Annotated in this window: 14 protein-coding genes; 3 read left to right on the forward strand and 11 right to left on the reverse strand. The window is 70.1% G+C overall.

Features of this window, described 5'->3' with window-relative positions:
- Nucleotides 1–230 precede the first annotated feature (230 nt).
- The 3 genes from AB0H84_RS49765 to AB0H84_RS49775 all read right to left on the reverse strand — a co-directional run bounded on the left by AB0H84_RS49765 (nucleotide 231) and on the right by AB0H84_RS49775 (nucleotide 2630).
- Nucleotides 231–713 carry a hypothetical protein gene (locus AB0H84_RS49765; protein WP_357620812.1) on the reverse strand — a complete coding sequence of 161 codons (483 nt, stop codon included), beginning with the start codon at nucleotides 711–713 and terminating at the stop codon, nucleotides 231–233.
- A gap of 76 nt (nucleotides 714–789) precedes the next feature.
- Nucleotides 790–2265, reverse strand: coding sequence for a hypothetical protein (locus tag AB0H84_RS49770; RefSeq protein WP_357620814.1), 1476 nt, complete (start codon nucleotides 2263–2265; stop codon nucleotides 790–792).
- Nucleotides 2266–2429: 164 nt separating this feature from the next.
- Nucleotides 2430–2630, reverse strand: coding sequence for a hypothetical protein (locus AB0H84_RS49775; protein WP_357620816.1), 201 nt, complete (start codon nucleotides 2628–2630; stop codon nucleotides 2430–2432).
- A gap of 358 nt (nucleotides 2631–2988) precedes the next feature.
- Between AB0H84_RS49775 and AB0H84_RS49780 the strand changes: the two genes are divergently transcribed.
- Nucleotides 2989–3441, forward strand: a complete 453-nt coding sequence (locus AB0H84_RS49780) for a hypothetical protein (protein ID WP_357620817.1) — start codon at nucleotides 2989–2991, stop codon at nucleotides 3439–3441.
- On the opposite strand, the gene AB0H84_RS49785 is transcribed toward AB0H84_RS49780, so the two are convergent.
- The 8 genes from AB0H84_RS49785 to AB0H84_RS49820 are packed head-to-tail and all read right to left on the reverse strand — an operon-like array spanning nucleotide 3438 to nucleotide 12437.
- Nucleotides 3438–4895: an aldehyde dehydrogenase family protein gene (locus AB0H84_RS49785; protein ID WP_357620818.1), complete on the reverse strand. Its 1458-nt coding sequence runs from the start codon at nucleotides 4893–4895 to the stop codon at nucleotides 3438–3440. The two genes, AB0H84_RS49780 and AB0H84_RS49785, sit on opposite strands and share 4 nt — an antisense overlap.
- On the reverse strand, nucleotides 4892–6337 hold the full coding sequence (locus AB0H84_RS49790) for a P1 family peptidase (protein WP_357620820.1): 1446 nt from the start codon (nucleotides 6335–6337) through the stop codon (nucleotides 4892–4894). Before AB0H84_RS49790 ends, AB0H84_RS49785 begins: the two co-directional genes overlap by 4 nt.
- Nucleotides 6337–7509: a M20 family metallopeptidase gene (locus AB0H84_RS49795; RefSeq protein ID WP_357620822.1), complete on the reverse strand. Its 1173-nt coding sequence runs from the start codon at nucleotides 7507–7509 to the stop codon at nucleotides 6337–6339. The genes AB0H84_RS49790 and AB0H84_RS49795 overlap by 1 nt, the downstream gene beginning before the upstream one ends.
- Nucleotides 7506–8306, reverse strand: coding sequence for an ATP-binding cassette domain-containing protein (locus AB0H84_RS49800; RefSeq protein ID WP_357620824.1), 801 nt, complete (start codon nucleotides 8304–8306; stop codon nucleotides 7506–7508). Before AB0H84_RS49800 ends, AB0H84_RS49795 begins: the two co-directional genes overlap by 4 nt.
- Complete coding sequence (locus AB0H84_RS49805; RefSeq protein ID WP_357620826.1) at nucleotides 8275–9189, reverse strand: ABC transporter ATP-binding protein; 915 nt, start codon at nucleotides 9187–9189, stop codon at nucleotides 8275–8277. The genes AB0H84_RS49800 and AB0H84_RS49805 overlap by 32 nt, the downstream gene beginning before the upstream one ends.
- Entirely contained in the window at nucleotides 9176–9997 is an 822-nt protein-coding gene (locus tag AB0H84_RS49810) for an ABC transporter permease (RefSeq protein WP_344984243.1), read from the reverse strand. Before AB0H84_RS49810 ends, AB0H84_RS49805 begins: the two co-directional genes overlap by 14 nt.
- 8 nt (nucleotides 9998–10005) lie before the next feature.
- Complete coding sequence (locus AB0H84_RS49815) at nucleotides 10006–10944, reverse strand: ABC transporter permease (RefSeq protein ID WP_357620828.1); 939 nt, start codon at nucleotides 10942–10944, stop codon at nucleotides 10006–10008.
- On the reverse strand, nucleotides 10941–12437 hold the full coding sequence (locus AB0H84_RS49820; RefSeq protein WP_357620829.1) for an ABC transporter substrate-binding protein: 1497 nt from the start codon (nucleotides 12435–12437) through the stop codon (nucleotides 10941–10943). Before AB0H84_RS49820 ends, AB0H84_RS49815 begins: the two co-directional genes overlap by 4 nt.
- A gap of 88 nt (nucleotides 12438–12525) precedes the next feature.
- On the opposite strand from AB0H84_RS49820, the gene AB0H84_RS49825 reads away from it, so the two are divergent.
- Together AB0H84_RS49825 and AB0H84_RS49830 are read left to right on the forward strand one after the other, a co-directional pair.
- A complete protein-coding gene (locus AB0H84_RS49825) occupies nucleotides 12526–13278 on the forward strand; it encodes an FCD domain-containing protein (RefSeq protein WP_357620831.1) in 753 nt (250 codons plus the stop codon).
- A 59-nt stretch (nucleotides 13279–13337) separates the two neighbouring features.
- Nucleotides 13338–14303 (forward strand): adenylate/guanylate cyclase domain-containing protein, encoded by a 966-nt coding sequence (locus AB0H84_RS49830; protein WP_357620832.1) that lies wholly within the window; start codon nucleotides 13338–13340, stop codon nucleotides 14301–14303.
- Nucleotides 14304–14345: the final 42 nt, after the last annotated feature.

Consider the following 14345-nt stretch of genomic DNA (forward strand, 5'->3'; position numbering starts at 1 on the left):
CGATCGTTTGCCGGCTTCATGACATTTTGCGTGTGTAACTGCCAACTTCAGCGAGCAAGCACACTGACCAGTGCCGTCACGATGGAAAGAGCTCAGTAAGGAGCCCCCTCCGGGCCCGTAGAACCCGGCGCCCCCGCAGCGTCATGCGACCGCCCGCCCCAACCGCGTTGGGGACATTACGGGCAGACCGCGGAGCCACTCACACAGCACCGCCCGCTGAAGAATCGAGGCTAAGTGGGACCGGCACCCGCCACCAGGAAAACAATCCGATTGGGGCGCTCCAGCAGGCAGTTCTCCCTGATCCCAGCCGGCACCTGCTCGTTCCAATCGGCCGCCCCTCCACTCAGCGACACGCTTTGACCCGACAAGAACTCGGTGCCGTCCGGAATCCGCACGCCTCTGCTGGCACCGCTGGCCACTTCTCGCGTTCCGGTCGGCCAGATCGGCGAGCTCGTCTTACCGTCAGCCGAGACAAGGTACAGGCACTTGGTGTCGGCCCGATACTCCAGTCGACCTGTGTAGCGCGCAGCAGGACCCTTGTCCAAGTCATGAAGGTGAATAACAGGATCCACGCCTTGCGTGTGGAATTTCGTCGCGCCGCTCGATGCCCCCGGTTGTCGGCTGCCAGGCGGCTGTGGTGTGCAGGCGATCACCGTAGCCAGGATCGTGCAAGCCGTGGCGAGGCGGTAGCAGCCTGAGCGGCGCTCGGTCATCGCAACCCCTTCTCGACTCAGATCGATATGACCGTACCCGGCCAACGGCTTCTTCGGCGCGAAGGTTTCGAAAGAGCTACCGCGTGAACACGGTCCAACCGGACCCGACTGCTCCGGTATTGAGGACGGTGGCGCGGGTGAATCCACCTCCCACAATCACGTTGTTCCGGGTCAGGGTGTAGTTGGTGACGCCGTAGAGAATCGCGGAGTTGTAGAACACCCCGCCGCTGTCACCGCCTCGCACCGGTGCTCCCTCCTGCTCGACGATCCCGAGTGCTGGACGGCCGGAACCATCGTCCCAGGAAGTGGCCGTTTTAGTCACTCTTCCGCACCCGATCCAGCCGCTTGTCGTCCCCATGCCGCAGACCTCGTCATTGAGAGAGACCGAGCCGGCGATACCGTCGGCATACCTGGGGAGATCCTGTGCGTAGTAGAAGGTTCGAGTGGCGGTGAAACCGCCGGTGGTGAATCGGGCAAGGTCGTAGTTCGCCGCCCTGTGCATCCGGGAGATGGTCGTCGAAAGGTCGTTGCCCCCCTGGTTCGGGTAATTGCGATAGGTCAGGTAAGGGCCGGGGTCCGCACAGTGCCGCGCCGTTATGCTCCCGTAGCTGCCGTCCGTGTGCTTGACGTTGAAGGCGGTGGTGCAGCTGATCCCGTTCCCGCTGAGCTTGCCTCCGCCACGCAGGTATTTGTCGTCAGCAGCTGCGGCAGCGGTACCCAGATCGGTAACGGTGGTGACGTCTATCTGAATTGCGGGGTTCGCTGACACGGCCGCTCGTGTTTCCTCTTGGAGTTTCCCCGCATCCACCGCGGCCGATCTCCCCTTCTTGGTAACCACGTTGAAGGTGATACGTCCGGCCTCGGTGTCGACCGAGCCCTTGTGCCCCCCGAGCTCAGTTCGAGCGGACAGGGACCAGGCGGCCTTCTCCAGCGCTTCGTGCATCTCGATCTCCGAGTAACCCCGGCCGCTCACGACCTCGACCTTTATCGGGAGGTTCATGAGAAGGTCGGTGGCCTGCCGAGGAGCCGCCGCCTTGAAGCCGACGCGAACTCCTCGGCCGTCATCGATCACGGACGAACCCGCGAAATCATTCGGGAAGCCGGCCGCGATGGCGTCGATGGCCTTGCGCCTCGCGTTATGCGATCCATGTCTGTCTATCGCTTCCTCGAATGAGACATGGGAACTCTGTGCGATGCGTTCCAGGTCTACGAGCTCCACGTACGTGAGGTCATCGATCACAGCATCCGGATCTATGACCTGCCCGTCCAGCTTCTCGCCATCGACCCGGCGCGAAGTGTCCGCATGCGCGAAGGCATACTCCTTGATCGCCTCCATCAGCGAAATTCCGCGCCCGGCGGCCTGGCGCTTAATACTGTCGAGGGTCGGACGTGGGGTGGGCTTGAACTCTCGCAGAATGGTTCGCGACGGCTCCGCCGCCGACGCGCTCGCCATGGAAATGGGCGTCACGACTAACCCCGACGCCACCAGCGAAAAGACCGCCGCCGACAGAAGTGTCTTACTCTGTTTGGCACCGTTGACGCTCGATCCCATTTCCGGCTCCCGCCTCGACTGGCTCCCACGAACAACATCATCAACACATGACGTCAAGGCTTGATCAATGCCATAGATCATCTTGTGATGCGATCGTGATATGTCCTTCGAGATTTCCTGATGCAGTATTCACATCTGGCGTTTTTGGGCGCGCGCCGCGCCCGTCACCGGTTGACGTAAACGGAGATGTGGTAGGAGGAGTCTGGCGTGAACGGCTGCTCCTCCCAGCCGCCGAACCGCTCCTCCAGGGCGAGCCCGGCCTTGCCCGCCATGGCGTCGGCATCCTCGGGATGGACGTGGCGGAAGATGGTCGGGCGCAGCGCGAAGGTGCCGTCGGAGTAGAGGTGCACCCGCTGGATCAGCACGGTCCGGGCTGCCGGGCCCACCTGCGGGCCCGCAGGATGACCTGATCCTCGTCGAAGTCCTGCACGTGCGGCTCCTGCAAGCCGTCGCAGGGGCGGCGGACGAACGCCTCGACGACGAACCTGCCGCCGGGAGAGAGGTACCGGGCGGCATTGGCGAAGCATTTCTAAGTGTGATGATCGCTGATGGTGGGACGGCGATCCGGCACATCCGTACCCTGCGGGATCAGGGGGAGTTATTCGGTTCGGTGGCCTCGGCGTCGACGGAAAACCACGAGCGGGAGCCACGGCCACCTACCACGCGGCTTACCCGAGCTATGACAGTTTAGCCGTGTTATAGGAAAAAGCAGGGCTTGTCATCATGGCTCAGCTGGGCCAGCAAACGCGAATTATTCGGATGAACCCTCAGCCGCCTGGCGGGGAAGACCCACGTCTGAATCCCTCAGCGGGCGTGACGGGCGGCGCGGATCAGCCTCAGCGCGACAGCTCAGTTGTATCGACCGTCTTCGACGCCCGAGCACTGAAGGTCTTCAAGGGGACCATAGATGCCGGAAGCACCATCGAGGTTCGCCAGCTCGGTGGTGCTCTCGATGGCATAACTTACTCAGAGAAGGGAACCTCCTCGCTGAAGGCCGGCAAGGTCCAGGTTCTCTTCTTGAATACCTATCCAGATCTCCCGGCGACTCTCCTCAACCCCGACCAGGGACAGTACGATATCGATGAAGCCGGGAATCTGGTTCCGCTGCCAACAAACACCATTGCAGTCTCCATGGGAGACCTCAACAAGCTCGCCAAGACCGGCGATCAGCATTAGGGCCGGATGATCGCCATTCTGGTCACGGTCAGCTCCTCGATGGCGAACCGCGGCCCCTCGCGCCCGATGCCGGAGTCCTTCACCCCGCCGTACGGCATATTGTCCGCCCGGAACCCCGGCACCTCGTTGACCACCACTCCCCCGGCCTCGATCCGCTCGATGGCGGCGAAGGCCGTGGCCAGCGAACGGGTGAAGACCGCCGCGTGCAGGCCGTACCTGGACCGGTTCACGGCGGTGAAGGCGGCGTCGATGTCGGGCACCGGGCGCACGACCACCACGGGCCCGAAGATCTCCTCGTCCCAGGCGGCGGCCCCGTCGCCGACGCCGGCGAGCACGGTCGGGGCGATGGCCCGGCCCTCGCGGTGCCCGCCCGTGACCAGCTCGCCGCCGGAGCCGGCGATCCACTCCAGCACGCGGTCGGTGGCGGCCTGGTCGATGAGCGGGGCGACGCGGGTCTCGGGCAGGCGGGGGTCGCCGACCGCGACGTTCTTGACGCGCTCGGCCAGCAGGGAGACGAACCGCTCGCGTACGGGCTCCTCGACCAGCACCCGCTGGACGGAGATGCACGCCTGGCCGGAGGCGTAGTAGCCGCCGCGCACGACGGCGTCGGCGGCGGCCTCGAGGTCGGCGTCGGCCGCCACGACGAGCGCCGCGTTCGACCCCAGCTCCAGCAGGACCTTCGTGGGGGCGGCGTTGCGGGCGATGGCGTGCCCGGCCGCGGCCGAGCCGGTGAACGAGACCGCGCCGATCCGCCGGTCCTCCACCAGCGCCCGGCCGACCTCGACGTCCCCGGTGACGAGCTGCACGGCTTGCGGGGGGAGCGCGTTCGCCGAGCGGATGAGATGCACCAGCCAGAGCGTGGCCAGCGGGGTCGCCGGCGCGGGCTTGACGATCACAGGGCAGCCCGCGGCCACCGCGGGAGCGATCTTGTGGGCGGCGAGGAGGAGGGGGTAGTTGAAGCCGGTGATCCCGACGACCACCCCGATCGGGCGGCGCGTCCAGAACCCGATCAGCCCCTCGCCCGAGGGCAGCAGGTCGAGCGGCACGGTCTCGCCGTGCAGCCTGGCGACCTCCTCGGCGGCCGTGGCCAGGGTGACGAGCGTCCTGGCGACCTCGACCTTGCAGTCGACCAGGGGCTTGCCGGTCTCGAGCACCAGCAGCCGCTCGAACTCCGCGCGGTTGGCCTCGACGGCGTCGTGGGCCTGCATGAGGGCGGCGCGGCGGGCGTGCGACGGCAGCGCCGCCATGGCGGGCGCCACGGCGAGCGCCTCTTCCACGGCCCGCTCGGCGAGCGCCTTGGTGCCTCGCGGGGCCTGGGCCACCACGGAGCCGTCGTAGGGGAAGATGATGTCGTCGGTCTCCGCCGTTTGCACCCATCCGTCGCCGACGGGCAGGCCGGACGGCCACGCGGACTCGATGGGCAGGCCGGACGGCCAGGCGGTGTCGAAGGTCATGATCGCTTCCGTAGGGCGCTGGGGAACACGTCGAGGTACGCGGGCGCGTCGTCGCGGCCGGTGGCGGCGAGGACGGCGTGCGCGATGGCGCGGCTGAACACGTCGGCTCCGGCGGCCAGGATCTCCTGGAGCGCTTCGTGGTCGGGCTCGGGGCGGGCGCAGGTGGCCAGGGCGAAGATCGTGTCGCCGTCGGTCATGGTGTGCGCCGGTCTGATCGCCCTGGCCAGGCCGTCGTGGGCGACCGCGGCGAGCTTGCCGCACTGGGCCTTGGTGAGGGTGCGGTCGGTGGCCACCACGCCGATGGTGGTGTTGAACGACGGGGCGTTCTCGGGCCGCCAGGCGTCGATCTCCTCCTGGAGCGGAGGGCGGAGGTAGTCGAACTCGCCCGGGAGGCCGTACCTGGCGCCCGCGACGGTGCCGTCGCGGGGGTCGAGGACCGAGCCCACGGGGTTGGCCACGACGAGGGCGGCCACGGTGGTACCGTCCGCGAGCACGACACTCGCCGTCCCCACGCCCCCGGCCAGGCCGCCGGCCCGCGCCCCGGTGCCCGCCCCGATCGACCCGCTGGCCGTCCCCGGCGCGACCGCCCCACCGTGTGAACCGCCGGCCGTACCCGACACGACTGCCTCACTATGTGACGAACGGGCAGCGCCCGGCGCGACCGCGTCACCGTGTGGCGCATGGCCCGTACCCGGGGCGGCCATTCCGCCATGGGACGCACGGGCCGTGCCCGGCGCGACCGCCCCACCGTTCGGCGCGCCGCTGAGTGGTGGGCCGCCGCCGCGCGTGCTGCCCTTCCTCTTCCGCCTCCCCAGAGGGACCCCAGCGGCCAGCGGCGGGAGAGCCGCGACCTCACCGTCCGGGGTGGCGGCTCCGGGAAGGGAGGGCGTGAGTGGCGCGGTGCCGCCGAGCGGCACGCCGCCGCCGGAGGCGACGGCGCCGTCAGAGGTAAAGGCGCCGTCAGAGGTAAAGGCGCCGTCAGACGCGACACCGCCGCCGGAGGTGAAGGCGCCGTCAGAGGCGACGGCGGCGTCGTAGGCGGCGGCGCCGAACGTCGCGTCCGGGACGGCGCGGAACGTGCCACCGCGCCCCAGGTCGAAGATGACCGCGGCCGGGACGATGGGCACCACGCCGCCGGCGACCGGGTACCCGATGCCCGCGTCCGCCAGCCGGTCCATCACCCCGCAGGCCGCCGACAGCCCGTACGCGCTCCCGCCGCTCAGCACCACGGCGTGGACCCGCGAGACCAGGTTCCGCGGGTCCAGCAGCTCCGTCTCGCGAGTCCCGGGGGCGGCCCCCCGCACGTCGACCCCCGCCACGGCTCCCGAGGGAGGGGCCAGGACGACGGTGGTGCCCGTGAGGTGGCCGCCGCCCGCCCGCTGCGCGTGGCCGACCCGCAGACCGGACACGTCGGCCAGCGAGTTCGTAGGACCCGGACGCATCAGAGGTCACCGTTCAGGAACCGCCGGGCCGCCTCGGCGAAGACACGGGTGCACTGGACGATCTCGGCGACCTCCACGAACTCGTCCGCCTGGTGCGCGATCCACTTCCCTCCGGGCCCGTACACCACCGAGGGGATGCCGCCCCAGTGCGTCAGCACGGTCCCGTCCGTGGACCCGGGCACCCCGCCGTAGACGGGCTCCTGCCCGGTGACGGTGCGGTGGGCGGCGGCCAGCGCGGCCACGACCGGGTCGGACACCGGGACGTCCACCGGCGGCCGGTCCACCAGCACCGACACCTCGGCCGCGACCCCGTCGCAGGAGGCCAGCGCGGCCACCCGGTCGGCGATCAGCTTGTGCTCGACCCCGGGGATCGTCCGCACGTCCACGAAGACCGACGCGACCGCCGGGATCACGTTCACCTGCTCCTCGGAACCGGCCCGGAGCACGGTCGGCGTGACGTACACCTCGCCGAGGTGCTCGTGCGCGGGGTGGCTCGCCTGCAGCTCCTCCTGCAGCGACCCCAGCCCCACCAGCAGCGAGCCCACCGCGGGCAGGGGGTTGCGGCCGTGCTGCGGCATGGCGCCGTGCGCCATCTTGCCGGTGAAGTCGACCCGCAGCCGCAGCGCCCCCTTGGCCACCGCGCAGATCTCGCCCGCCTCGGGCTCGGCCACGATCGCGCCGTCCACGTCGGCGGTGAGCCCCTCGGAGACGAAGTGGTGCGCGCCGATCATGAGCCCTTCCTCGTCGGCCAGCGCGCAGACCTTGATCCGCCCGGGGAACGGTCCAGCCAGCTGCAGCGCCCGGGTGGCGTACAGGGTGGCGGCCAGGCCGGACTTCATGTCCGCGCTGCCCCGCCCCCACAGCTTCCCGTCGCGGATCTCCCCGCCGAACGGATCCACGGTCCAGGTGGACAGGTCGCCCTCGGTCACCACGTCCGTGTGGCCCTCGAACATCAGCGTCGGCCCGTCACCGCCGCCGCCCTCGACCACGGCCACCACGTTCGGCCGATCGGGCTCGACCTCGTACACGGTGGGCTGCCAGCCCCATTCGCGCATCCTGGCCGCCACCAGCTCGGCGGCGGCGCGCTCGCGCCGCCCCGGGTCGTTGGTGCTGGGGATCCGCACCAGCGCCTGGGTGAACTCCACCACTCCGTCGGCATCGACGTCGATCAAAACAATCCCTCCAGAGTCGGTACGGCCTGCAGCAACGTACGCGTGTAGGGGTGGGCGGGCGCGGCCCAGACCTCGTCCACCGGCCCGCTCTCCACGATCTCCCCGCGGCTCATCACCGCGACCGTCTCGCACACGTGCCGTACCACGGACAGGTCGTGCGAGACGAACACGAGGGTCAGCCCCAGCTCGTCCACGAGGTCGGCCAGCAGGTTGAGTATCTGCCCGCGCACGGACACGTCCAGGGCGCTCACCGGCTCGTCGGCGACCAGCACCTTGGGGCGGGGCGCGAGCGCGCGGGCGATGGCGATGCGCTGCCGCTGTCCGCCGGAGAACTGGTGCGGGTACCGGTCGGCGGCCGACGCGGGCAGCCCGACCTCCTCCAGCAGCTCGGTCACGCGGCCGCCGACCGGCAGGCCGAGCGCGACCAGCGGCTCGGCCACGAGGTCGCGGACGCGCATGCGCGGGTCGAGCGAGCTCATCGGGTCCTGGAAGACGATCTGCAGGTTCTCCCGCAGGAAGCGCAGCCGCCGCTCCGGCCTGCCGACGATCTCCTGCCCGTCGAACCGGATGGATCCGCCGGTCGGCTGGTCGAGCCCGCAGAGCAGGCGCAGCAGCGTCGACTTGCCCGAGCCGGACTCGCCCACGATGCCGTACCGCTCGCCCCGCCGCACCGTGAGGGAGACGTCCTTGAGCGCCTGCACGGCGGCCCCTGGCTTGGTGAGCGAGGTGCGCGGCCGGTGGTAGACGCGGCTCAGGTTCCGGGCCTCAATCAGCGGGGTGCCAGCATGCGAAGGCATGGCCGTCTCCTGTCAGCGCCGGTACGGTCTCGCACGTGGGGGTGGCCTGCGGGCAGCGGTTGCGGAAGACGCAGCCGTCGGGGAAGCGCCCGGCCGGCGGGACGCTGCCCTTGATGGTGGGCAGGCGGGTGCCGCGCGGGGTGAGCTTGGAGGCGGCCAGCAGGCCCTCGGTGTAGCGGTGGCGGGGCCTGGTGAAGACCTCGCGGATGGGGCCGCTCTCGACGACGCGCCCCCCGTACATGACCAGGACCCGCTCGCAGACGGAGGCGACGACGGCGAGGTCGTGGGTGATGAACAGCAGCGCGGGCGCGACCTCGGCGATCAGCTCCAGCATCTGCTTCTGCACGGTGACGTCGAGCGCCGTGGTGGGCTCGTCGCAGATGAGCAGGTCGGGCTCGTTGGCCAGGGCGATGGCGAGCATGACGCGCTGCCGCTGGCCGCCGGAGAGCTGGTGCGGGTACGCGCGGGCGATCTGCCCGGGCTCGGGCAGGCGTACGCGCTCCAGCAGCTCGGCCGCCTTCTGACGGGCCTGGGCGCGGGGTGTGCCGTGCAGGGTCATGACCTCGGCGACCTGGGCGCCGATGCGCATGAGCGGGTTCAGCGCGGTCATCGGCTCCTGGAAGACCATGGAGACGTCCCGGCCGCGCAGCCGCTTCAACCGGCTCTCCGCCACGCCGACCAGGTCGTTCCCGCCCATCGTGGCCTTGCCGGCGGCGGTGACGCCCTCGGGGAGCAGGCCCATGAGGGAGAGCGCGGTCAGCGACTTGCCGGAGCCGGACTCGCCGATCAGCCCGACGCGCTCGCCGGGGGCGATGGCGAACGACACCTCGTGCACCAATGCGAGGGAATCGGCCCGTACCGTCAGCCCCTCAACTTTCAGCACGGATCCTCCTGAGCTTCGGGTCGAGGAAGTCGCGCAGGCCGTCTCCCAGGAGGTTGAAGCCGAGTACGGCCAGCGCGATCGCCAGGCCCGGCCAGAGCGCCAGGCGCGGCGTCGCGAACAGCAGCTCCTGCGACTCCTGCAGCATGCGCCCCCACGACGGGGTGGGCGGGCGGGTGCCGAAGCCGAGGAACGACAGCGCCGCCTCGGCCAGGATCGCGATCGCGAACGACACCGACGCCTGCACGATGAGCACCGAGCCGATGTTCGGCAGCACGTGCCGGACGGCGATGGCCGTGCGGCGGCGCCCGGCCGCCCTGGCGGCGAGGATGTAGTCGGTCACCATGACCTGGAGCGTGGCGGCGCGCGCCACCCGGGCGAACGCGGGCACGGTGGCCACGCCGATGGCGATCATCGCGGTCAGCGTCCCCGCCCCGTAGACCGCGCCGAGCATGACGGCCAGCAGCAGCGCGGGGAACGCGAACACCAGGTCGTTGACCCGCATGATCAGCTCGGAGAGCCAGCCGCGCGGCGTCATCCCGGCGACCACGCCGAGCGGCGTGCCGATCACGGCGGCGATGCCGACGGCCACGATGCCGACGTACAGGGTCGTCCGGGCGCCGACCATGAGCTGACTGAAGGTGTCGCGGCCGAACTTGTCGGCCCCCAGGAGGTAGCCGCCGCCCGGCCGCTGGAGCTTGCGCGCAGCGTCCACGAGGGTCGGGTCGTGCGGCGTCCAGAAGAACGACACGACCGCCGCCAGCACCACGAGCCCGACCAGCAGGCCGCCGACCACCAGCCCGGCGTTCACGCGGCCCCTCATCGCAGCCTCGGATCGAGCAGGTGGTACGCCACGTCCACCACGAAATTGATCAGCAGCACGGCCGCCACCAGCACCATCACCACGCCTTGGACGAGCAGCAGGTCACGACCGGCGACGCCGTTGAGCAGCAGGTCGCCGAGCCCCGGGATGACGAAGACCCGCTCGACCACGACCGCGCCGATCAGCAGCGTGGCCAGTTGCAGGCCGAGCACGGTGACGACGGGGATCGAGGCGTTGCGCAGGCCGTGCCGCCACAGGGCGCCGGTGCTGCCCCGGCCCTTGGCGCGGGCCGTGCGCAGGTAGTCCTCGCGCATCACGTCGAGCACGGCGCTGCGCACGTACCGGGTGAGCACCGCGCCCTGCACGAGCCCGAGCGACAGCCACGGCAGCAGCAGGCTGCGCAGCCACTCCCCCGGGTTCTCGGCGATCGGCACGTAGCCGCCGGACGGCAGCGCCTGGGCCTGCACCGCGAACACGAACACCAGCAGAATGCCCGCCAGGAAGGCGGGGATCGCGATGCCGACCTGGCTGACCGCGCTGATGGCCGCACCCAGGGGGTTGCGGTGGTGCACGGCCGCGAACGTCCCGAGGGGCACCGCGATGGCCAGCGCCACCACCATGCCGCCGAGCACCAGCACGGCGGTGACGCCGAGCCGGTCGGTGATCTGCGGGCCGATGGGCGAGCTGGTCACGTACGAGGTGCCGAAGTCGCCGTGGAGCAGCCCGCCGAACCAGTCGAGGAACTGCGCGACCGGCGCCCGGTCGGTGCCGAACTGCTTGCGCAGCGCCGCCACCGCCTCAGGGGTGGCGTTCACGCCGAGCGCGACCTCGGCCGGGTCGCCGGGCAGCAGGGCCATGAACGCGAACACCACCACGCCGGCCACGGCGGTGCTCGCGACGAGCACCGCCAGGCGTTTGATCAAGTAAAGCGTCACTGCTGCTTGGCGAGTGCGGTGAAGTCGAAGGACTCGGCGATGGCGTTCTTCGGCAGCCCGGTGACGCCCTTCTTCGCCACGATCAGGTTCGGGAAGAGGAAGAGCCAGTCGGCCGCCGCGTCGTCGGACAGCAGCTTGGCGGCCTGCTTCAGGTCGTCGGTCTGCTGCTGCTCGGTGCCCTCGTCGGCGGCGGCGAGCAGCTTGCCGAACTCGGGGTTGTCGTAGCGGAAGTAGTACGACTTATCGGCAAATATGCCCATGTCGCGGGGTTCGACGTGGTTGATGATGGACAGGTCGTAGTCGCCCTGCTTGAACACCACGTCCAGCCAGCGGGCCGGGAACTCCAGGGGCTCGATGTCGGCGTTGATGCCCACCTGCGCGAGCTGCGACTTGACGACCTGGGCGCTGGCCACCGCGTACGGCAGGTTGGGGATGCGCATCTTGACGTTGAGCGTCTTGCCGCCGAGCAGCTGCTTGGCCTTGGCCGGGTCGTACGGGTAGTCGCCCGTGCGGTCCTCGTACCAGGGGTCGGTGGGCGGCACCATCGAGCCGATCAGCTGGCCGCGCCCGGCCCAGGCGGTCTCCAGGAGCGCCTTGTGGTCGATCGCGTAGCGGACGGCCTGCCTGGCCTTCTTGTCGTTGAACGGCGGGCGGCTGTTGTTCATCGACAGCACGACCTCGCCGTTCGTGGTGCCCTCGACCGTCTGGAAGCGGTTGGGGTCGGCGAACTGCTGCAGCGACTCGGGCGCCTGCACGGCCGAGATGACGTCGATGCCGCCGGTCAGCAGCGCGTTGTTCATCGCCGTGGCGTCCTTGAAGTACTTCAGCGTGATCGACGTCAGCGACGGCTTGGTGCCCCAGTAGGAGGGGTTGGCGGTCAGCTGGATGGAGTCGCCGCGCCGCCACGAGCCCAGCGTGTACGGGCCGGTGCCGACGGGCTTGTTGGCCAGGTCGGAGACGCCGGTCCGGCTGAACATGGCGCCGAGCCTGGTGGCCATCGAGTAGAGGAAGCCGTTGCTCGGCTTCTTCAGCTGGACGACGGCGGTGGAGTCGTCCTTCTTCTCCACCTTGTCGACGACGTCCAGCTGGGACTTGATCTTGAGCTTCCAGTCCGTCTTCACCCGGTCGAGCGAGAACGCCACGTCGTCGGCCGTGAACGGCGCGCCGCTGCTGAACTTGACGTTCTTGCGCAGCGTGAACGTGTAGGTCTTGCGGTCGGGCGAGACCTCCCACTTCTCGGCGAGCAGCGGCACGATCTTGCCGTCCTGGTCGAGCTTGACCAGGCCCTCGTAGACGTTGACCAGCAGCGCCTGCGGGATGGCGGCGCCCTCGGTCGAGGTGAAGTCCAGGTTCGCCGGCTCGGCCACGAATCCCACGGACAGGCTCTGGTTCTTGGGGGTGCTGGAGCTGCCGCCGCCGCTGGAGGTGCCGCCACAGGCGGCCGTGGCCAGCAGGAGACCGCCGGCGGCGATCCAGATCCCGATTCGCCTCATGTCTTACAGCCTCCTGGCTAGTGCACTGGTCGGACCAGTAGGCTACGCACATTGCCAGTCGACGCTGGCTCGGGTCAAGGGGGCTTACATGGGTGGTCCGCGCTTCGAGCCGGTGCGTGCCGTACGCGCCTATGAGCGGGTGGTCGAGCAGGTCGAAGAGGCCATCGAGAGCGGCGCGCTCTCACCGGGCGAGCGGCTGCCGAGCGAGCGGGAGCTCATGGTGCAGTTCTCCGTCAGCCGCTCCACCGTGCGCGAGGCGCTGCGCGTGCTCCAGGCGCGCGGCCTGGTGCGGTCGCGGCCCGGCGACCCGAACGGGGCGGAGGTGCTGCCGTTCTCCCCTGCCACGCTGCACAAGTCGATGACCACCCTGGCCAGGGTGGCGGAGCTGTCGCTGGCCGAGCTGGTGCAGTTCAGGATGGTGCTCGACTCCTCCGCCATTCTGCTGGCCGCGCGGCTGCGCACCGACGCCGAGCTTGCCGAGATGGCCGCGGCCGTCGCGGCGATGCGCGAGGCCGTGGAGGCGGGCCAGGACGCGTTCGGGGAGGCCGACGTGGCCTTCCACGACGTGGTGGCGCGGGCGAGCGGCAACAAGCTCATCCAGATCTGCACGGACGTGGTGCGCTCGATCGTGCTGAAGCTGGTCGCGGAGAAGCTCGCCGACGCCGACGACCGGGTGGCGCTGATGCGGCAGAGCATCCGGCACCACGAGGAGGTGCTGGCCGCGGTGCGAGCGGGCGACGGCCCGCTGGCCGCCCGGCTGTCCAGGAAGGCGATGTACGACTACTACGCGGGCTACGTCCCGGCCGACGAACGCTCCGCCCTCCGGGCCCTGCTGGACTGACCGCCTCCCCGGGGGCGGGCCCAGCTCCGACCGGTGGGAACGGGTGTTATGTTGCCTGCGTGGCGGGCGTGGATGGGGACGGGCTGATCGAGGCCTTTCTGCGCGAGCCGCGCCGCTACACCAGCCACCAGGTCGCCGACATGGCGGGGGTGCCGGTCTACCGCGCGCGGCGATACTGGCGTGCCCTGGGGTTCGCGAACGTGGCCGACGACGCCGTCGAGTTCACCGCGTCCGACGTGGAGGCCCTCAAGACCATGCTCGGCCTGGTCCGTTCGGGCATCTACGACGAGGAGCACATGCTGCTGGTCGCCCGCTCCATCGGCAGCGCGACCGCCAGGCTGGCCGAGTCGCAGGCCGAGATGGGCGTCGAGACCCTCGACCAGACGGGTGTCCCGCTGGCCGAGCGCCCGCGCGCCTGGCGGCGGCGGGCCGAGCGGGTGGTGCCCGAGCTCGCGCGGCTGCTCGTCTACGCCTGGCAGCGCCAGCTCGCCGCCGCCGCGGGGCGCATCGCCGAGCAGGACATGAGCGCAGTACGCCTGGCCGTCGGCTTCGCCGACCTGGTCGCGTTCACCCGGCTGAGCAGGCAGATCACGGGGACCGAGCTGGCCAGGCTGATCGACAGGTTCGAGGGGCGCTCGGCCGACATCGTCACCTCGACCGGCGGGCGGGTGATCAAGACGCTGGGTGACTCCGTGCTGTTCGTGGCCGACCACGCGCACGTGGCGGCGGAGATCGCGCTGCGGCTGGTGGAGACGCACGGGCGGGTCAAGGACATGCCCGAGCTGCGGGTGGGGCTGGCGTCCGGGCCGGTGATCTGGCGCATGGGGGACGTGTTCGGCACCACGGTCAATCTGGCCAGCAGGCTGACGGCACTGTCGCTGCCGGGGACGATCCTGGCCGATCCCCAGTTCGCCGAGGAGCTCGAAGGAGACCGGGCCTTCCGGCTGCGGGAGGTCAACCGGCTGTCGGTGCGCGGGCTGGGCGAGCTGGCCCCCTTCACGGTGGCCCGCGCCGGCTCGGTCTGACCCCGGCCGGCTCGGTCTGACCCCGGCCGGTCCGGTCTGACC

Source organism: Nonomuraea sp. NPDC050786 (assembly GCF_040654115.1).
Taxonomy (GTDB): Bacteria; Actinomycetota; Actinomycetes; order Streptosporangiales; family Streptosporangiaceae; genus Nonomuraea.